This window comes from Peribacillus sp. NPDC097225, assembly GCF_044761955.1.
In the GTDB taxonomy this organism is placed as follows: Bacteria; Bacillota; Bacilli; order Bacillales; family DSM-1321; genus Peribacillus.
Window position 1 is genome coordinate 188,649 of sequence record NZ_JBIWDJ010000003.1, and the last position, 19,205, is coordinate 207,853.

Annotated in this window: 22 protein-coding genes; 12 read left to right on the top strand and 10 right to left on the bottom strand. The window is 42.3% G+C overall.

From position 1 onward, the window contains the following. Nucleotides 1-13 precede the first annotated feature (13 nt). Nucleotides 14-538, bottom strand: coding sequence for a universal stress protein (locus tag ACIQXH_RS11010; protein WP_403123489.1), 525 nt, complete (start codon nucleotides 536-538; stop codon nucleotides 14-16). 290 nt (nucleotides 539-828) lie between these two features. Between ACIQXH_RS11010 and ACIQXH_RS11015 the strand changes: the two genes are divergently transcribed. Further along, nucleotides 829-2,805 (top strand): transglycosylase domain-containing protein, encoded by a 1,977-nt coding sequence (locus ACIQXH_RS11015; RefSeq protein WP_403123492.1) that lies wholly within the window; start codon nucleotides 829-831, stop codon nucleotides 2,803-2,805. 179 nt (nucleotides 2,806-2,984) lie between these two features. Here the strand turns inward: ACIQXH_RS11015 and ACIQXH_RS11020 are convergent, their stop codons facing one another. Continuing rightward, on the bottom strand, nucleotides 2,985-3,290 hold the full coding sequence (locus tag ACIQXH_RS11020) for a hypothetical protein (protein WP_402867639.1): 306 nt from the start codon (nucleotides 3,288-3,290) through the stop codon (nucleotides 2,985-2,987). 176 nt (nucleotides 3,291-3,466) lie between these two features. On the opposite strand from ACIQXH_RS11020, the gene iadA reads away from it, so the two are divergent. The 3 genes from iadA to ACIQXH_RS11035 all read left to right on the top strand — a co-directional run bounded on the left by iadA (nucleotide 3,467) and on the right by ACIQXH_RS11035 (nucleotide 6,637). After that, entirely contained in the window at nucleotides 3,467-4,642 is a 1,176-nt protein-coding gene (gene iadA / locus ACIQXH_RS11025; RefSeq protein WP_402990256.1) for a beta-aspartyl-peptidase, read from the top strand. A gap of 78 nt (nucleotides 4,643-4,720) precedes the next feature. Next, nucleotides 4,721-5,992 (top strand): MFS transporter, encoded by a 1,272-nt coding sequence (locus ACIQXH_RS11030; RefSeq protein WP_403123806.1) that lies wholly within the window; start codon nucleotides 4,721-4,723, stop codon nucleotides 5,990-5,992. A gap of 147 nt (nucleotides 5,993-6,139) precedes the next feature. Continuing rightward, nucleotides 6,140-6,637 carry a kinase gene (locus tag ACIQXH_RS11035; RefSeq protein WP_402955565.1) on the top strand — a complete coding sequence of 166 codons (498 nt, stop codon included), beginning with the start codon at nucleotides 6,140-6,142 and terminating at the stop codon, nucleotides 6,635-6,637. 147 nt (nucleotides 6,638-6,784) lie between these two features. Here the strand turns inward: ACIQXH_RS11035 and ACIQXH_RS11040 are convergent, their stop codons facing one another. After that, complete coding sequence (locus ACIQXH_RS11040; RefSeq protein ID WP_402955568.1) at nucleotides 6,785-7,183, bottom strand: carboxymuconolactone decarboxylase family protein; 399 nt, start codon at nucleotides 7,181-7,183, stop codon at nucleotides 6,785-6,787. A 118-nt stretch (nucleotides 7,184-7,301) separates the two neighbouring features. On the opposite strand from ACIQXH_RS11040, the gene ACIQXH_RS11045 reads away from it, so the two are divergent. From ACIQXH_RS11045 to ACIQXH_RS11075, 7 genes are all read left to right on the top strand, one after another. After that, nucleotides 7,302-7,730, top strand: coding sequence for an Lrp/AsnC family transcriptional regulator (locus tag ACIQXH_RS11045; RefSeq protein ID WP_402955571.1), 429 nt, complete (start codon nucleotides 7,302-7,304; stop codon nucleotides 7,728-7,730). 88 nt (nucleotides 7,731-7,818) lie between these two features. After that, the gene (sigY, locus tag ACIQXH_RS11050; RefSeq protein ID WP_402955575.1) at nucleotides 7,819-8,385 is read left to right on the top strand and encodes an RNA polymerase sigma factor SigY; all 567 of its coding nucleotides are present in this window, start codon (nucleotides 7,819-7,821) and stop codon (nucleotides 8,383-8,385) included. Beyond that, complete coding sequence (locus ACIQXH_RS11055) at nucleotides 8,339-8,686, top strand: YxlC family protein (protein ID WP_402955578.1); 348 nt, start codon at nucleotides 8,339-8,341, stop codon at nucleotides 8,684-8,686. Before sigY ends, ACIQXH_RS11055 begins: the two co-directional genes overlap by 47 nt. Further along, nucleotides 8,679-8,897, top strand: a complete 219-nt coding sequence (locus ACIQXH_RS11060; protein ID WP_402955581.1) for a sigma-Y antisigma factor component — start codon at nucleotides 8,679-8,681, stop codon at nucleotides 8,895-8,897. Before ACIQXH_RS11055 ends, ACIQXH_RS11060 begins: the two co-directional genes overlap by 8 nt. Beyond that, complete coding sequence (locus ACIQXH_RS11065; RefSeq protein ID WP_402867647.1) at nucleotides 8,878-9,192, top strand: YbjQ family protein; 315 nt, start codon at nucleotides 8,878-8,880, stop codon at nucleotides 9,190-9,192. Before ACIQXH_RS11060 ends, ACIQXH_RS11065 begins: the two co-directional genes overlap by 20 nt. Before the next feature lie 102 nt (nucleotides 9,193-9,294). Continuing rightward, nucleotides 9,295-9,837 (top strand): glutathione peroxidase, encoded by a 543-nt coding sequence (locus tag ACIQXH_RS11070; RefSeq protein ID WP_402955584.1) that lies wholly within the window; start codon nucleotides 9,295-9,297, stop codon nucleotides 9,835-9,837. A 184-nt stretch (nucleotides 9,838-10,021) separates the two neighbouring features. Further along, on the top strand, nucleotides 10,022-10,951 hold the full coding sequence (locus ACIQXH_RS11075) for a catalase family peroxidase (RefSeq protein ID WP_402867649.1): 930 nt from the start codon (nucleotides 10,022-10,024) through the stop codon (nucleotides 10,949-10,951). Between the two features lie 79 nt (nucleotides 10,952-11,030). Here the strand turns inward: ACIQXH_RS11075 and ACIQXH_RS11080 are convergent, their stop codons facing one another. The 4 genes from ACIQXH_RS11080 to ACIQXH_RS11095 all read right to left on the bottom strand — a co-directional run bounded on the left by ACIQXH_RS11080 (nucleotide 11,031) and on the right by ACIQXH_RS11095 (nucleotide 14,353). Continuing rightward, on the bottom strand, nucleotides 11,031-12,701 hold the full coding sequence (locus ACIQXH_RS11080; RefSeq protein WP_402867650.1) for an ABC1 kinase family protein: 1,671 nt from the start codon (nucleotides 12,699-12,701) through the stop codon (nucleotides 11,031-11,033). A 15-nt stretch (nucleotides 12,702-12,716) separates the two neighbouring features. After that, on the bottom strand, nucleotides 12,717-13,019 hold the full coding sequence (locus ACIQXH_RS11085) for a phasin family protein (protein WP_402955593.1): 303 nt from the start codon (nucleotides 13,017-13,019) through the stop codon (nucleotides 12,717-12,719). Between the two features lie 242 nt (nucleotides 13,020-13,261). Further along, nucleotides 13,262-13,558 carry a hypothetical protein gene (locus tag ACIQXH_RS11090; protein ID WP_402867652.1) on the bottom strand — a complete coding sequence of 99 codons (297 nt, stop codon included), beginning with the start codon at nucleotides 13,556-13,558 and terminating at the stop codon, nucleotides 13,262-13,264. Nucleotides 13,559-13,561: 3 nt separating this feature from the next. Further along, on the bottom strand, nucleotides 13,562-14,353 hold the full coding sequence (locus ACIQXH_RS11095) for a TIGR00266 family protein (protein WP_402867653.1): 792 nt from the start codon (nucleotides 14,351-14,353) through the stop codon (nucleotides 13,562-13,564). Between the two features lie 251 nt (nucleotides 14,354-14,604). On the opposite strand from ACIQXH_RS11095, the gene ACIQXH_RS11100 reads away from it, so the two are divergent. Beyond that, on the top strand, nucleotides 14,605-15,069 hold the full coding sequence (locus ACIQXH_RS11100) for a CBS domain-containing protein (RefSeq protein ID WP_402955599.1): 465 nt from the start codon (nucleotides 14,605-14,607) through the stop codon (nucleotides 15,067-15,069). Nucleotides 15,070-15,247: 178 nt separating this feature from the next. Here ACIQXH_RS11100 and ACIQXH_RS11105 read toward each other — a convergent pair whose 3' ends face one another. The 3 genes from ACIQXH_RS11105 to ACIQXH_RS11115 all read right to left on the bottom strand — a co-directional run bounded on the left by ACIQXH_RS11105 (nucleotide 15,248) and on the right by ACIQXH_RS11115 (nucleotide 19,202). Continuing rightward, nucleotides 15,248-17,365, bottom strand: a complete 2,118-nt coding sequence (locus tag ACIQXH_RS11105) for a peptidoglycan D,D-transpeptidase FtsI family protein (RefSeq protein WP_402990240.1) — start codon at nucleotides 17,363-17,365, stop codon at nucleotides 15,248-15,250. A gap of 280 nt (nucleotides 17,366-17,645) precedes the next feature. After that, on the bottom strand, nucleotides 17,646-18,011 hold the full coding sequence (locus tag ACIQXH_RS11110; RefSeq protein WP_402867656.1) for a hypothetical protein: 366 nt from the start codon (nucleotides 18,009-18,011) through the stop codon (nucleotides 17,646-17,648). Between the two features lie 75 nt (nucleotides 18,012-18,086). Beyond that, complete coding sequence (locus tag ACIQXH_RS11115) at nucleotides 18,087-19,202, bottom strand: DUF2515 family protein (protein ID WP_403123495.1); 1,116 nt, start codon at nucleotides 19,200-19,202, stop codon at nucleotides 18,087-18,089. Nucleotides 19,203-19,205 lie beyond the last annotated feature (3 nt).

A 19,205-nucleotide genomic window follows, 5' to 3' on the forward strand; every position in this document is an offset into this window, starting at 1 on the left:
GCCCTTTTCTCCATTATTTTGCAATAAATACCGAGCATGGTGCCTGCTTGGCTATGGAACTGCTGGTGCTTCCGAGGAAAAACTTTTCCAGGCCGCTTTTTGCACTGTTGCCGACGATGATTAAATCGGCGTTCGTCCGCTTTGCATAGTCACATATGCTATCGGTGGCATTTCCCTCTAAAATCTCGATATTTCCATTAACCTGACATTCACTGAGCAATCTCATCATATTGCTTTCAGCCATCCTCACATTGTTTTCATGAACGGTGGGAGTATCGTTCATGTGCATTTGACTTTGTTGTTCTACTTCTGTTACGGGATGCGTTTGTGAAGGGTCGACATAAAATCCTGCTGCCGGTACGAACCCAGGAGCGGATGCACTCTCGATGATGCGGCTTTCACCTTTTGGATTCAGAACTTGAACAATGGTCAATTCAGCTTCCGGAAAGGCCTTTTTTAATGAAGCTCCATATTCCACTGCGCGGTTGCTCTCTTCATTTCCATCATAAGCGGCGACGATACGTTTTAATTGTTTCATCTAAGATCATCTCTCCCCATAATTTGTCATTATAGGTTATATACCCGTTTTTATTGGTTTCATGCCTTTTTCAGGTGTATATTGATTTATAAATGTGGGTAAAGGGTATGGAAAAAGAAAAGACTAGGCATGAAAGGGAGAAATATTGTAGGCACTTTGTATGGAAAAGGATAAGGGGAAAAATGTTGTGGAATTTGTTTTCCCTTTTAGCCATTGCAAGAGTTTTCTTTCATAAAAAGGGCAAAATATTTTTAATGGAGCATGTCGCATCTGGGAAAATGGGGGTACAAATGAGAGCGTTATTGAAAATAGGTCTTATAATTATATCAATCATTGTCGTAGTGGGAGCCGGTTTGTTCATATATTTTAAACAAACTGTGGATATAAGCAATCTCCAGGATCAACTTCAGCAACCGACCAAGATTTATGACGAGGATGGGAACTTAGCCAGTACCGTCACGGCTAATAAATCGGAAGGCGTCGCGATAGAGGAGATCCCGGAACATCTCATTCAAGCGGTCGTATCCATTGAGGATCACCGTTTTTATGAACATCATGGCATAGATTATCAAGCGATCATGCGTGCGATGGTGAAAAATGTCAAGGCGAAAAGCGTTGTTGAAGGCGGGAGCACACTTACCCAACAACTTGTAAAAATCACCATGCTTGAATCAGATCGGACCTTGAAAAGAAAGATAGAAGAGTTTTTCATCGCTCAAGAATTGGAACGTACGTATACAAAGGATGAAATTTTGGAAATGTATGTGAATCAAGTTTATTTTGGACATGGAGCATGGGGACTCAAAAAGGCAGCGAACATATATTTTTCAAAAGATGTTTCTGAGTTAACCGTCGCCGAAGGGGCTTTGCTTGCTGGGGTCATTAACTTGCCTTCCAAGCTTGATCCGTACAAAAATCCAGAAGGGGCGGTTAAACGACGGGATTTGGTACTGTCTAGAATGACCGAACACGGATATTTGACCGAAGAGGAAGCGGCTTCTGCCAAAAAGGATGAAGTATCACTACAGTTAGGTGAAGATACAGATCCTTTAAAAGGGAAGTATCCTTATTATATAGACCATGTCCTATCTGAAGCCTCCACCATGTATGGATTGGAGCTCCAGCAATTACTCACTAGGGGCTATAAAATATATACCACATTAGATCAACCGATGCAGCAGGCTGCCGAATCAGTCTATAGTCAGGATGCCAATTTCCCTTCTGGGACAAGCAATGACATATTGGTGCAAAGTGGGACGGTCCTTCTTCATCCTAAAACAGGCGGCATTAAGGCACTTGTTGGGGGGAGGGGCGAGCATCAATTCATGGGATATAATCGGGCGACGCAACTGAAAAGATCTCCTGGTTCGTCGATTAAACCGCTCGCTGTTTATACACCGGCAATTGAAGAAGGATATGAAATGACCGACTCTTTAAAAGACGAGAAGATGGAGTTCGGGAATTATGAACCATCGAATTTGAGCGGCACTTATAAAGGGGAGGTCCCAATGTATGAAGCCGTGATGAATTCCTTGAATGTGCCAACCGTTTGGCTCCTGAATGAAATTGGAATCGACAAGGGGCTGGATGCGCTCAAACGGTTTGGGATTCCTTATGACAAAAAAAATGACCGAAATCTATCGATAGCCTTAGGCGGGATGGATAAAGGGGTGTCCCCACTCCAAATGGCAGGAGCTTATGCGGCGTTTGCAAATGAAGGAAAGCGAAACGAAGCGCATGCCATTATAAAAATAGAAGACACGGATGGGAAAGAAATAGCAACCTGGAAGGAAAAGAAGACAAAGGTGGCTTCGAAGGATGTCGTCGATAAGATGAATGCGATGCTTCTTGGGACAGTTAACTATGGAACGGCTAAAAATGCCGCGGTCTCTGGCTATGAAATCGCAGGAAAGACAGGATCCACACAGGTCCCGATCGAAGGCATATCAGGTGTGAAGGATCAATGGTTCGTGGGATACACCCCTTCTTTAGTAGGAGCTGTATGGGCTGGCTACGATAAAACGGATAAAGAACATTATTTAACCACTAACAGCAGCCAGGGAAGTACACTCATCTTTCAAAAAATCATGGCTCAGGCCTTACAGAACGAAACGGCTGAATCATTTCATGCAGAAGACATCGGACCATTGATAGCAGAACAGCAGGAAAAGGAAGAAGAAGAGGAAAGGAAGCAATATTGGATTGATAAGGGGAATGAAATCAAGGAGGGGCTTGGTAAGTGGAAAACATGGGATTTTCCTTGGTGATGATTGGGGATATATCCATATTCCCAGTAAATGAAAAAAAGCTGTCATTATTGACAGCTTTTTTTCCCTCATTAAAAGATGAAATTTACAACTAAACCGATTACGACGATAGCCCCGATAATCATTAAAATGGTTCTCATATCTATACACCTCATTTATATGTAATTTTTTTTCGTATATTAAATCCCAACGGTTTGGTTGGAGTGAAATCCTATTTTTTCATCATTTTCTTTACAAATGGCCTGAACCTTTTCCAGCATTGCATGTACATTTTGTCCTTCTAGGATCACTTTCATATCCACACACTCTTGTAGAATGAGAACGAATGATACAAATGTTGAAAGTTTTGTGGCATCGACCATTTTATGATTGCAGATAAAGTAGATGTTTCCTTTGAATTCTTTTGTCACTTGGTATAAGTTCATGATTTGACGCATGGATAATCGTGTATTTGTTTTAATATCAGCAGAAATTACTTTGTTCATGGTTGTTTACTCCTTTAATTTTTATATAATTAAATGTTTGTGCCGTAATACTTATAAGATAGAAAAACTAAGTTAAGTTCTTTTGAATTCATGTAATTGGGTTATGGTGTATATTTACCCGCGTATATCGTTTTGAAACCTATTAGAATATTTAAACTTGGAGGGAGTTTGGCCCTATGCTGACACTGATAAAGAATGGTGAGGTTTATACGCCGGAATACATAGGTAAGAAAGACGTTTTGTTGGTCGGAAAACAAATTGGCTTCATCGAGGATAAAATCGACGTCCCTGCCAATTTCGTTGAAATGCAAGTGATTGACGCGAACGGTCGAATCATTGTACCAGGTTTTATCGATGCACATGTTCATATCATCGGTGGCGGCGGTGAAGGGGGATTCAAAACAAGAACGCCCGAAATTCAGTTGACCGACGCGACGCTAGCCGGTATCACGACATTAGTCGGGGTCATTGGCACGGATGGAACGACAAGGACGATGCCGGACTTGCTCGCTAAAGCGAGGGCCCTAGAAGAAGAAGGGATTAGTTGCTTCGTTCAAACAGGTTCGTACCAAGTCCCGGTGAAGACCCTAATGGACAAGATTGAAGATGATTTAATCTTAGTGGATAAAATCATTGGAGTTGGTGAAATTGCCATTGCCGATCACCGTTCTTCACAGCCAACCGTGGCAGAGCTTGCAAAACTTGCGTCGCAGGCCAGGAATGGAGGACTTTTGTCCGGGAAAGCCGGTATCGTTAATATACATGTCGGGGATAGCCTGGATCATGTACAGGTAATCGAGGAAGTCGTCAGGACGACGGAAATACCGATTACACAGTTCTACCCTACACATATGAACCGGAACCCGCATTTGTTTGAGGCCGGGATACAATTTGCCAAAAAAGGCGGGTACATCGATTTCACGACAAGTACCATTCAAAAATTCCTGGATGAAGGGGAAGTAAAAGCAAGCACGGCAATAAGGAGAGCCCTCGACGAAGGTGTTGATATCCGCAACATCACGCTTACATCAGATGGACAGGCTAGCCTTCCGGAATTTGATGGCAACGGAAATATATCCGGACTGAGTATGGGGACCTGCATGTCGCTGTATGAATCGGTTGTCGATGCGATTATCGATGATGGAGTTTCGATAGAGGATTCCATCCGTGTGGTCACGGAAAATCCCGCGAATATTTTGAAGCTAACTAATAAAGGACGGGTGGAAACGGAAAGGGACGCAGATATACTGATTTTGAAAAAAGAGACCTTTGAAATAGATACCGTCATCGCAATGGGTCAGATTATGGTCAGTGAGGGCAAAGCGATGGTGAAGGGCACATTTGAAAAATAATTCATTGATTTCTCTTTCTTGAATTGGAATTTTTGGGTAAAATTAACCAGAAAGTCGGATGAAGGGGGATAGAAAGAGATCATAAAACTTTTTAACAATCGAAATTATACGAAATTATTTTTAGCGAACGTAACATCACAAATGGGCGGGACCATCGGCATGACTGCATTTATGTTTTATTTACTGGACCGCTTCACCAATCAGCCGATTTATGCGACGGTTACGGAATTAATGTATTCTTTGCCTACCCTTGCTGTTTTCTTACTGGTGGGGGTTTTTGCTGATAGATTGGACAGGCAAAAGATTGCTTTGTATTGTGATTGGATTTGCGCAGGGTTGTCTGTTTTATTCTTGCTTTCGTTAGAGCTAGATCTTCTCATGGTATCGTTTGCCGTCATTTTTCTGAGAAGTGCCGTCAGGAATTTCTTTGTGCCAGCGGAGTCAGCGTTGATTCAAGGCATTTTGCCTAAAGAGGATTATACGATGGCGGCTGGTTTAAATCAGATGGTATCGAGTCTGTTCATGCTTTTCGGAAACGGAATCGGCATTTTTATCTATTGGTCAGTCGGCATTGAGGGAGCCATTATCTTCGATGTGATCGGATTTATAATCAGTGGTTTCTTGATCCGTTCCTGTCGGATTTCAAAAGAAGTCAGACAGCCGAATGGAGTTTACAATTTGAAGGAACTGAGTGTAACAGGCGTTTGGGCAGATTTTAAAATTGGCTGGCAATATATATGGCAGTATAAGCTATTGTTCACGTTAATCAGCGGTTTTCTAGTATTTGGGATTGTGAATGGTGGATTTTCCGTGATGCAGGTTTTTATCTTGAAGTACAAACTTGAACCTGTTGATTATGAAAAGTATGCAGTCATCTTTGGTGTCATTTTCGGGACTGGAGTATTGCTGGGAAGCATCTTAGCTTCGGTACTGGCCAAAAAAATGAAGCTTCATCATATGATGGTCGTAGGCTTGCTGATATCGGGAGTGGGCACGGTGGCCAGTGGCCTTGTCGAAACAACCCTGCAATATATGATTGGATTAGCCATCGTGGCTCTATCGCTTCCCATACTTAATGTGTCCCTTGGCGGGTGGCTGCCAAGCCTCGTTGCTCCCGAAATGATGGGGAGGGTCCAAGGATGGATCAACCCCTTGGTGATGTTATCGCAATCAATCACGTTATTCTTGATAGCCGTTGGATTCCCCACCTACATAGCAGTAGAAACGTTATATTGGGTAGTGGGAGGGTGTCTGATCTTCGTAGGCTTCCTATATATGGCCATTATACCGAAGTTCATCCATGAAAAGGCGCCAGAGGCTACTGTGATGATGAAGGATCAAGCGAAGTAATTAAGCAAGTAAGGAATGGAACAAGGGAATTCTTGTTCCATTTACCTTTTCTATTTTCTAAACGGTACAGGTTCAGCCTCAATCTGAGAAAATGTCTTGCTAACAATCAGGGTTTATATAAAGAGCGCAAGGTTATGGGGGGAGACCATGAAATCGAAGCTAATCATCATACGAGGGAACTCTGGCAGTGGAAAAACAACGATAGCAAAGAGCCTTCAAAATCAGTTAGGAATAGGTACCCTATTGGTTTCTCAGGATACAGTTCGCCGGGACATGTTGAATGTTCGTGATAGAGAAGGCAACCTTTCAATTGATTTGATCCGACAAATTACGGAATACGGAAAAGGAAAATGTGAATATGTCATTTTGGAAGGAATCTTACATAAAGATCTTTATGGTGATATGCTACATCACTTAATACGGTTCTATAACGAAAAGGTTTTAATTTGTTATTTTGATTTATCCTTTGAAGAAACCGTCAAACGTCACAACTCTCGTTCAAAAAAGATGGAGTTTGGAGAAGAGTCTTTACGTGCTTGGTGGAAGCCGAATGATTATCTAGGTATCAAAAATGAAATGATATGGACTAACGAAACGTCACAGGATGATGTATTGAATCAGGTTTTTGATCATTTAGAAGATTGATTGATATAACGAGAATGAGTATAAAAGCAGAGTGAATTCACTCTGCTTTAATATTTGTATAGAGAAGCGGTGTTTACCTTCTTACACTATATTCATCACATGTACGAATCCACTGCAAGTCCTAGAAATTGTAACTGAATGCAAACGTTATTTTAGTCCCATCATGGCCCCGAAGTATTGTTGTGCAGTGGAAAAACAAATGAAGGCTATTAATTCTGATATTTCTTCGTCGCTGAATACTTCCTTTAATACTACAAAAAAACGTTCTTCTGTTTTCTCGCGTTGCACTAAAAATACCTCTGCAAAGGCGATTGCGTAGCTTTCTTTTATATCGGCCGGTTCCATTGGAATGCCTTTGGCCTGACAGTACGCACAGCCATTTCCATAGGCTAGAATTCTTCTGACATTTTCCTTCAATTGCTTTGTAAGCACTCCATCAGCAGAAATGGTTTCTGAGAGGTCATTCCAATTATGCGCAATTCCTTCGTTATGAAACAATTGCTGAAATGGACTTGTTCCAAATTGTGAACTTTTAATTCTTGGCATCGATATCTCCCCTTTGAGATAATCATAATCTAGAAGAAATGAAAAATTAATCGCATATGAAAAGTGATAGGAACAAAAAAATACTAGATGAATGGAAAATAAGGAGAATAGTATTCATATGAAATTAGACGATAAAGACCGCAGCATTTTAGCCGTACTGAAGAATGATAGCAGGGTTTCCATGAGAGAATTGGCAAAGAAAGTGGAGATGTCAGCACCCGCCGTTACAGAACGTGTCCGGCAAATGGAGTCTTTTGGTATCATCAAGGGTTATGGAGCCGAGATTGATTATAAAAAAATGGGCTTTCCGATAGAATGCATGATTGAAGCGACGGTGAAAAATGGGGAATATGACCGATTCAGAAAGTTTATCTTGGGTCAAGAAAATGTGGAATTTTGCTATCGAATCGCGGGAAAGGCTTGTTTCATGCTCAAAATTCGCTGTGAAAGCCTTCAAAGAGTGGAAGAATTCATTAATCTCGCCATTCCTTTTGCATCGACGGTGACGCATGTAATTCTTTCTGAAGTAGAGAGACTTTCTGAATGAAAAATTTTTTTACAAGTCAGTGAACGAATTCATTTCCTTAACCGTCATATAAGTAACAAGCTAAGGATCAGGGAGCAGGTGATGATAGATGGAAGAACTGGAGCTGATTAAAGCGGCGAAAAAGGGGGATGATCAGGCGTTAGCCTCACTATTTCAAAACACGTATCCTTTTCTGCTAAAATACTTGCTTAAATTGACTTATGATTTACAAACTTCAGAAGATGTAGCTCAGGAAACCTTTTCTAAGGCCATCGAGAATCTTTCAAGGTACAAAGGGACTTCCAAGTTTTCCACATGGCTGATTTCCATTGCGACTCGGGTTTACTTGGATCAGAAGCGGAAGGAGAAGCGGGAAGAGTCCTGGTTAAGGCAAGAGCAATCGGTCAGAAAGCTCAAATGGGAGACGCAGGCCAACAATCAAGCATGGGATGATGTAATGGAAGCATTGGGGAATGTAGAGGATGATCTGCGAATTCCAATCATCTTGAAGCATTATTACGGATTTTCTTACGAAGAGATTGCGAAAATCATCAAGATACCAGAAGGTACCGTGAAGTCACGTGTCCATATTGGATTAAAGAAGATTAGAAAGGAGTTGGTCAGTAACGATGAAAAAGAACCATCCGGTTTATCAAAACCACTCAGACAAGAGTGATCAAGAGACGGTTAGTCAAATCAAGAAAAGCTTGGAGGAATTTGACGATACGATTTCCATCGATGTCCCCCAAGTATCTTTTTTTGAGCAAACCATTAAACGAAAGCGTCAAAAAGCCAGAAGGGAATGGCGGAAAGAAGTGCTTATGTTTCTAGTGACGGCTGCTCTCATTCTCTGCTTCTTGTTTCTATCTTTATTTCATCAACCTGAAGTATTTCTCACATTACAAGTGTTGAGCGTGATTTTCATCGGCATATATACGTTTTATGTAAAAAGGAAGGTGGAAAGCAGTCATGGATAGAATGCAGATGTATGTATTGATTATGTGTGGGCTTATCTTGTTGGCCCAAAGCATATATTTATTCACCGATGCAAAGAAGAATGGTTTCAATCATTGGTTATGGGGCATTCTTGGTTTGATTCAAGCACCGGTTCCGCTAATTTTTTATTTAATCGTAAAAAAAATAAGAAAACGGGAAGAGGATGAGCTCAATGATTATCGTGACTACTAATGAAGTGCCGGGTAAAGAAATAAAGGAACTGAAGGGACTCGTTAAAGGGAACTCGGTCCAATCAAAGCATATCGGGAAAGATATTATGGCGGGTTTGCGGACCATTGTCGGTGGGGAAATTTCTGAGTATACGGAAATGATGAAGGAAGCTAGGCAAAAGGCCATTGGCAGAATGGTGGATGAGGCGAAGGAAAAAGGAGCGAATGCCATCGTTGCGATGCGCCTTGAAACATCCGCTATCATGCAGAACGCTTGTGAAATCATTGCCTATGGAACTGCCGTATATGTTGAATGAAGGTTTTTGTAAGCAATTAGTCATAGGTATTTAAGCTTATTTCTTTTGTTCCTTCTATTCCTATCGTATAATTCTAGATAGAAATATAAGGGGGAATGAAGAGTGGGGATTTATGAATTTTCTGCAGAGCGAATCAATGGACAGGAAGTTTCTTTAGAGAAGTATAAAGGTGAGGTCCTTATCGTCGTCAATACGGCAAGTAAATGTGGGTTTACCCCGCAATACGAGGATTTACAAAAGCTTTATGACCGATATAAAGATAAAGGATTGAACATTCTTGGTTTTCCTTGTAACCAGTTTGGAGAACAGGAACCAGGCCAAAACCAAGAAGTGGAAACATTTTGTCAGTTGAATTACGGCGTGAATTTCCCACTATTCAGTAAAGTGGATGTCAGGGGAAGTCAGGCACATCCATTATTTCACTATTTAACAATGAATGCGCCATTTACCGGTCTTGTCGACAAGCCAGGCGGAAGAATGCTGCATGCAAAATTGCAAGCGGAGCATCCAGAGTTTTTGATAGATGATTCAATTAAGTGGAACTTCACGAAGTTCCTTATCGACCGCGAAGGAAATGTCGTGAAGCGTTTTGAATCGGTAGAAGCCCCATTTGATATGGAACAGGATATTGAAGCCCTTTTATAAAACCCTAATGGAAAAACGGCAGCGCTTGGATTCTTTCAGGCGTTTTTGTCGTTTTCACGTTAAAAATATCTGCATATGGAAATAAAGAGAAGGACGATGTGCTATCCTGCGTTTTATATGGAATAGACAATCGAGATTGAGGGTACTGGTAAAAGAAACTTTAGCGGAAAGAAGGGTGATGAACGTGGAAAATGAAAAGGCAAAACCCGAATTAGCTAATCAGGCGGTGGATGCCATTGAAAAAGTCGTGGGTACGTTTCCGGGTAATCGTCGAGCTCATGCGAGGGGGAATTACTATGAGGGCGTGTTTACCCCAAATGGTCAAGCCGCATTGTTAACTGACGCACCACATCTTCAGAATCAGGCAGTTAAGGCCACCATCCGATTCTCCAATAGTTCCCCGAACCCCAATCATACGGATGCCCATTCTCCCGTAAAAGGGATGGCTGTCAAGTTCCATTTGCCTGATGGGGAGGAAACAGATCTTATTGCCGTGACGATTCCTTTGTTCTTCGCGAAAAAACCAGAAGCGTTTGTTGAGATTCTTGAGTTTGTCAAATCGGCCAAAGATGGTTTCCCGAATTTGAAAGAACTCGCAACGATTGCGATGAAATACCCTGAAAGCAAAGCGGGTCTACAGATGATTAAAGAAATGCGTTCCCCTGCCAGTTATACAATGGCACGATACTTTTCCATACACGCCTATTATTTCGTGAATGAAAATGGGAAGCGCCAGGCCATCAAATATCAGTGGGAGCCGGATGCCGGGTTAAGTATGCTGGAAAAGGATGAATTGGCCAAGCTTCCACCAGATTTCTTGACTGGAGACATGGAGGAAAGGCTGAAACGAGGACCAGCCAGCTTTAATTTAAACATACAAATCGGTAAGGAAAATGCCCCGACTGATGATCCTACCGTCGTGTGGCCGGAAGATAGTCAAATCATTACGGTTGGGAAGTTATCCATCACAGGTAAATTGGACTCGCAGAATGAGGCAATCCGGTTCGATCCAACGAATGTGACGGATGGGATTGAGTGTTCGGAAGATCCCATCTTGAATTTCCGTCATAGCGCCTATGCCGTTTCTTATGACCGACGCACACATAACCAGTGATTGGGCAGGCGAATTTGTGAATGTCCATGAAAAAAAGAGAAAATGCCAAGAAGGGATTTTCTCTTTTTTCATGATGAAACTACATCCTCCCCGATCTAAAGATGGTATAGATCATCAATAAGAACATGAGGGTTGCGACGACAAACCCGATTTCGATGGCTGGTATATTCCAAAGGATGTTTGCTTGGCCGGCAATGGCAGAGCCGACGATTAGACCGACCATGATGATGCTAAAGGCCAACAGGATTATACTGAAGGACAGCCGATTCGAGATTTGATCAAGTTTATGTAAGAAAACCTGGAGTTCGGGGATGTTGATGTCCAACCGTAACTTTCCTTTTTTGATGATATCTGAAACGTCCCTTATATCCTTAGGAAGCTCGGAAATTGCTTCTGCGGATTCAATAAATTGATTCCATGTTTTCTTTGCCAGGTTCTTAGGATGGAAACGCTCTTTCAATAGCCTTTCACCAAAAGGTTCTGCGGCTTTCATGATACTGAAGTTCGGGTCCAATTCTTCGACGATGGCTTCCATGGTGAGCAAAGCCTTACCAAGCATCGTGAACTCGGGTGGAATCATGACCTTGTGTTCATTGGCCACGGAAAACAGATCATTGACTGCACCACCCAAGCTTATCTGGCTCAAGGGGATGTCATAATATTTATTCCGCAATTCATCAATATCATATCGTAACGAAGACATATCCGTTTCGTCCGTGAGAAGTCCCATATTGGAAAGGGTATTGATCAATCCAGTGGTGCTTCCTCGCTTTAGATTTATGACAAGGGAAGCAAACTGATACTTCATCTCTTCCTCAAGACGGCCGACCATACCGAAATCCATCAGAGACACTACATTCCCAGGTAAGATGACGATATTCCCTGGATGAGGGTCACCGTGATAAAAACCATCAATCAAAATCTGCTGAAGAATGGAATTGGCTAATCTATCCGCGATTATCCTGCGATCATATCCTTCTTCATCAAGCTGTTTGTAATGATTGATCTTGATGCCTTTGATGAAGTCCATCGTCAGGACCTTTTTGGTTGAATAATCCCAGTGGATCTTCGGTATCTTGATACCTTGATTGTCGATGAATTGCTTGGCTATCCTTTCTCCGTTCCGCCCTTCTGAATTATAATCGAGTTCAGCTCGCAGGGACTTAGCGAACTCATCAATCATTTTTCTGATTTGATATCGCCTTGCCCAAGGTATCCGGGCTTCCATAAGCCTGGTCAAATCATCGAGGATCTCCAAATCCGTTTCCACGTTTGGCAAAATGTCGGGTCGTTGGACCTTGATGGCGACCACTTCCTGTGAGTGAAGCCGAGCAACGTGGACCTGACCGATTGAAGCGGTCGCAAGAGGGGTTTCTTGAAATTCAAGAAAAAGGCTTTCCAAGGAATCCCCCAATTCAGCTTCAATAATCTGGCGTGCTTTTTCAAAAGGGAAAGGTGTGACCTGATCTTGGAGCTTCTCTAGCTCGCGGACAATTTCTTCCGGTACAATGTCACGTCTGGTACTGGCAATCTGACCAAGCTTGATGAAAGTCGGGCCTAAACTTTGTAATATCTTATGTAGCCGTTCCCCGATCGACCGCAGGTTCAGGTTTTCTTCGGGTGCGACTTTCGATGTGGATTTTCCATCAGATAATCCCAATCGATAGATGAAATAACCCATGCCGTTTTTTAAAAAGGCATTCGTGATTTCCTGATACCGATGTGCATGTTTCAATCGCTTGCCAAACATTCATTTTCCTCCAGATCAAGGTTGTATGGATTGGTTTTTTTGTTCTAAAGCAGCTATCCGGCGCTCTAATGCCTGAACTTCTTCTCTTGTGGCCAAATTGAGGCCATTCAAAGCCTGGTTGACTTTCACTTTGACTGAATCATCGATTTGCTTTTGGGCCTGTTCGCCTTTTTCTACCCACTGTTTAATAAGGTCCTTTGATTCTTCTTTACTGATATCGCCTTTTTTTACCAGGGTATCCACCGTTTTCTCAATCTGCTCTTTCGTTGCTGCAGCAGCACCTATGCCTAAGGAAAATATGTTTTTTATTAAGTCCATGTTTACATTCCTCCAATATAAAGTTTTTTACACCTTAAACTCCAAGAGTAAACCATGCTTTTCTTCTATCATACATGAATCATGAACACTACTAAAATATTATGGGTCAGAGTATTCGAAATGATGGGAAGAATGTGGCTACAAGGTGAAAGGTGAACATGCACTAAAGATTTGTTAGAAACCGACTTGATACGGAGAACCATGCAATATGAAAGCCACTGACAAGATAAGTAGAATGAATGTCATTTTTTACGGTAGAGGTATTGCCATTCGGTTCCGAGCTCCCGGTTAAGCAGTCGTTCCATTTGTTCGAGTTCGTTTCTGCCAACAGGCTCATCGGCAGGTGTCCACTGAATGGTGTAAACAAAATAGTACTCTCTTATTTTTCTGAAGATGACGGGGGAGTTGGGGTATTGGTCAAAAATCGCTTTGATATTGTATCGTCTCATGTAGGACCATTTAACAAGCTGCATGTCGATTCCACCCTTTTCTGCTAGATGATATCTGTGGCCGAAAAGCCTGCCGGCCACAGACTGCATCAATTATTTATCGTTGAATAAGCCGAACAAGCCTTTTGCTATGCTCCCTTCATCGGATGACCCGCCATTTTGTGGCATCGCAGCAAACACACGGCTGGCCAGGCGGCTGAACGGAAGGGATTGAATCCAGACGGTTCCAGGACCCTTCAATGTGGCAAAGAAAAGACCTTCTCCGCCGAATAGCGCAGTTTTTACACCTTTGACGAATTCGATGTTATAATCCACTCCGCTGGTCATGGCGACTAGACAGCCGGTATCCACACGGAGTACCTCACCTGGGGCCAATTCCTTTTGGTGGATCGTACCCCCTGCATGGACAAAAGTCATTCCGTCTCCTTCGAGTTTTTGCATGATGAACCCTTCACCACCGAAAAAGCCTGTCCCAATTTTCCTCTGAAATTCGATTCCAACCGATACACCTTTCGCTGCCGCTAAAAAAGCATCTTTTTGACAAATGATTTTTCCGCCGAGCTCACTCAAGTCCATAGGGATGATCTTACCTGGATAAGGGGAGGCGAAAGAAACATGCCTTTTTTCATGACTTTCATTGGTAAAGGTGGTCATGAATAAGCTCTCGCCCGTAAGCAGCCTTTTACCGGCACCAAAAAGTTTTCCCATCATCCCTCCATCACTGCTAGATGACCCATCGCCAAAGATCGTTTCCATTTTGATTTGATCTTCCATCATCATTAAACTGCCTGCTTCGGCAATCACCGTTTCTTTGGGATCCAATTCGACCTCGACAAACTGCATGTCATCCCCGTGTAATTTGTAATCTATTTCATGATTATTCATTGTTTATCCTCCATTCTGATCTTATTTTCATTGTAAAAGAAATTCATCCAATCTTCCAATATTATTCAATGATTTGTTTTACGGAAAAAGAGGGGGCTGATTGTCCAATAAGAGGGTGGGGCAGATGAAAGTAGAAAAATTGACAAAGAATGCACAAGTACCAATGTTTTTTAATGGTATGATTAAATGGAAAGTAAGTGAAAATATAGATATTGGATATGGAACATCAACTTAATAAAAGGGGTGGTTGGATGTTAGTCAAGGATTATATGATCAAAGAGGTATATGTGGCTCGCCCGAATTTTACATTAAAGGAAATCATGGGGCTCTTTATAGAAAATAAGGTTGGTGGGGTTCCTGTGGTCGATGATCAGGATAAGCTTCTAGGGATGGTATCGGATGGAGATATTTTACGTTACCTGGCACCCGCGGAAGAATCCGTCAAGGGATATTACACGTACATCACGATTTTGCCTGGCGAAAACCTGGACGAAAAGGTCGCCTCTAAAATGAATGATAAAGTCTCGCAAATTATTAAAAATAAGAAAATCACGAAGTTATCCCCGGAAGATCCATTGTCTGATTTGATAAAGGTCATATCTAAACACCACTTCAAGAAAATCCCGGTGGTGGATGAACATAATAAGGTTGTCGGGATAATTAGCAGGGGAGATGCGCTACGGGCCCTTTATAAAGAGTTCGTCCAAAAGCTATAGTATTAAGTATGAAAATGAAATGGGGCTGTCTAATAAGTCCTTATTCCAGTGAATTTCGCAAAAATAAAGAGGCAGAAATGTTGTTAAATCAACGTTTCTGCCTTTTACTATTTATTCAATTTCGGTGTAATTACCCCTTTTGGGACAGCCCCATTTTTGTCGATTCACCCGATTTGGATCACTCGGGATTTGAATCAACCGCCTTGTCTTTCTCTGTATCTCCTTTTAATCTTTTTTCCTTTAATTTGAAATAAGCATCCATCGCCCTTTCACCAATCCGCTTGTTGATATCATCTGCGGCGGAACCTTGGTAAACCCATGGTGCTACGACGGAAAACGCCACTTCTGGTTTATTGTGTGGGGCGTAGCCTACAAGCGTTAGATTGATAGTTGGTTCGGGTTCGCTATATTCATTTCTTCGAGGCCCGTCATAAAAGGCCTGGGCCGTCCCTGTTTTCGCAGCCGGGCGGTATGACTTGCCGGCAAAAGCACTATATGCCGTTCCACCAGGTTCCTGTGCAACCTGTCTAAAGCCTTCTTGGACACGTTGAATCCAAATTTCTTCCCCGCCCAGATCGTTTAAAACTTTCGGACTCACCGATTGAAATACAGATCCCAATTCCCCATGCTTATCGGAAGGGTTCCTGATTTCCTTAACAACATGAGGCTCAAGTCTTTGTCCACCATTAGCAATCGTCGATACGTACTGTGCCAATTGCATCGGTGTATAGGTATCATACTGTCCAATGGATAAATCGAGTAGCAATCCATCTGTCGAAGTATCGACCCCTTTAAATCCCGCCGATTCATTGGGAAGGTCGATGCCCGTACGAACGCCTAAACCAAATTGGGCATAATGGTTTCTTAGTGTGGTAAAGGACCCACTCTTAAGACCCAACTTTTGATGTGGACTATAATGACCGCCGCCAATCTTGATTGCCGTCAGGAACATATAAACGTTCGATGATTTTTTTAATGCAGTTACATCTGATAGATACCCCAAGTTGCTATATGACTTTTTGGGTTTAGCCCCAGCCAGATAAAGTGGCTGGTCATACAAGGTTGTCCCGGGAGAGATGACCCCAGTTTGAAAACCCGTGTAAACCGTCGCCCCTTTTACAGAGGAACCCATCGTATAAGATGTGGTAATCGTTCCAAGGGCAAAATCGTTAATCTCGGTCGCACCGGTTTTAGCGTTGTGCCCGTATTGTTTCCCGGACATTGCCAGGACTTCGCCAGTATTAGGGTCCATTAAAACGACGAAGGCACGATCTAACAAATATGTATTACCCTTTGCTTTCGTTCTTCTTAACTCCGTTTCAATGATTTCGTCTACTATTTGCTGCAGCTCCATATCGATGGTCAGGACCAGGTCCTTTCCACTTTCACCGTCAGTGACGGGAATCGTGTCAACCACTTCGCCTTTACTTAAGATGTTTTCCACTTTCGCCTTTTTCCCACGGAGGACATCTTCATATTGTTTCTCAATATAACTTTTTCCGACTCGATCATTCCGGGTATAGTCACGGGCTAGATAATAGTCTAGATTTTCGCTAGGAAGCCCTTCTTCAGAAGAGGACACTTTTCCGAGTACCGACCGCAACGTTTCATCATATTTATAGGTCCTATCCCAATCCGTCGTAACATCGACACCAGGAAGGTCGGATAAATGCTCACTGACCCTGGCGAATTCTTTTTTGGTCACGCCTTTATTCTTAACGATGGATGGGGTAAGTGCGTATCCACTATTAAACTCTCGAAAAATTGCGAGAACTTCCAATTCATCCTTGGTGAATTCTTTGATGTTTTCTTCGGTTATTCGCTCTAATTGAAGTTCATATAACTTTTTTTCTTTCCACTTATTTTCTTCGACTTTCTTCCGTTCCGCTTTTGTAATCAAAGCCTCCGCTTTTTTAGGATTTTTTAAGATCCAGAAATCCTTCCTATCCCGCTCCGTAATTTTTTTCGTATCCTTTTTTATCAAGGTAGCGAGGATTTCGGCCGTTTCTAGCATTTCTGCTGTCTTTGTATTTGGATATTTCGTATAGGTGATCGCATTAAGAGGATCATTATCGACGACTGGGTTCAAGTACCGGTCGTACATTTTACCACGGGGAACGGGGCTGTTGACCACATCATTTTCGGTTCGATCCACCTCGCGTAAATAATTATCTCCATAAACAATTTGAACGATACCCAGCCTTATAACCAGGGCGGAAAATAATATGAATATGAAAAAGAACATAAAGTTCAGTCGGAAAGGAATTGGATTCTTTTTTTTCTTTTCTTTCTTCATTTAGGTCATTCCCTTCTTAATCAAAAGTAAAAAATTCCTAAATCTAATGATATATAAAAACAGCCTATATATCTATGGTTATTCCATAAAATTATTTAATTAGAAAAAATAGGTTGGAAGAATAAGAGAATAACCAGGAGAATTCGGGAGGACGAGAAGAAAGAAGCAGAGGATGAGGGGGAGTATGTACCCTTTTAGATGGGGGCTGGAACGCCGCCAAATTAACTGCGAATTTCCCTTCTTAAGGAATTATAAGGAATATACGGAATGCGAGCAATGCCTAATTGGCTTCTTTTCCCTTTGGTGTTAGCGAATAACTCATACGGTCGGATACGCTGATTACTTCATTGAAATATCCGCAAAGTTCAAGCCACTTTTCAGGATAAATCGTGATAAAACGTTCCATTGTTTCGATTGAATGCAGGACAAGGCAATCAATTTGCTTTACTTGTTTATTCTGCAGGTTAAAGAGAAGTACATGAGGGATGGTGTAATACGGATAGAGCTGATATGGGTTCAGTATGACCGGGGAAATATTCTTTTCTTCTATATACTTGTCCGTCATGATTTTTTGGATTGCAAAACTCTCACTCGGATGTAAGTCTCCTATGGCGTGATTCGGATTCATCAGTACAATGCCTCTCATTTGGTTTCTCCCCTTCTTTTTGGTACTCATTGTTTCCAAATGATGGGAGTTGTATTCGTAATGAGAGGCATGGATTCAAATGAAAGATTTCAGTTCATTGATGGTCTTTAAGTGTTGGACATTTTCTAACACCTTGCTTGTCAGGTCCACCTTCTGAACAAGCGGCAAGTCTTGTAAATCATAAATGAAGGCTTCTTTCGTAAACCAATCAGTCCGGGGCAAAGGGAAAACCGGACAATCACTCCAGGCGGTGGGGAGGGTTGGGCTGTATACCTTCGATTCCACGCCGGAAATGGATGTAGAGGTATACACATCATCCCAATAGTCTGCCCGGGAAGCGGTGTGGGGATGATTGGTTGCGAATTGCTCGACACCTTGGAGGATCATGGGGTGCTGAAAGAGAAGCTGGTATAGGGTCTTGCCGGTCTTGATTCGTTGAAGGGGATCAGCAAATCGCGAAACGGTCAGGCCGGTTAATGAATAGCGCTTTTTCTGGTATGCATAAGGAAAGAGCACCGTCGTAAAGCCTAAAAGTTCCTGTAGCCGGAAATCGAGCCTCCGGAGGATTTCACCATGACGGGAGCGTTTCAATACGCGTTCTTCCAGCATCCTTTGTTCATTGATAATGAGGGCGTTTGTTAAAAGTGGAGAATGGGGCTCATGGATAAAGGACTCCCATATGGGGGCCATGAAGTTGGAGATATGGAAGATCCGCAAATATTTCCTTAAGGGAATATTTTTTTGCTTGGCCTTTTCATATAAAAGGAGCTGTGGAAAGGCATCGGCAAAAATGGCCGAATTTGCCCGTTCTAGGAAAAGGAAGAATTTTTGCCGATCCTCGCTGTTGAGAAGATGGGTCATGGAAGAACTGGCCAAGTCCGTCATATGATAGCCACCGTTCCTAGAAACCATATGAGCTAAAAAAGACCAATGCACCTCGGGGTTTCGCTTGTAATAGGAAAGGTAAGCTTGAGTCCTGGTCACGTTATTCCGGTTCTGGGCCGCAGTCTCAGCCCGGATGTTTTTTATAAGGGAGGATTCTTCAGGAAAGAAAATGATGGATTCTTCCGCAGGCTGCTTAAGCTCGAGTTCCAATCTGGATTTCAATGCATCGAAATCCCCTGCATCCAAGACGGGTTGAATCTTTTGTGGGGGTCCACCTAACAGCTTCTGCACATATTGCGAGAACATACA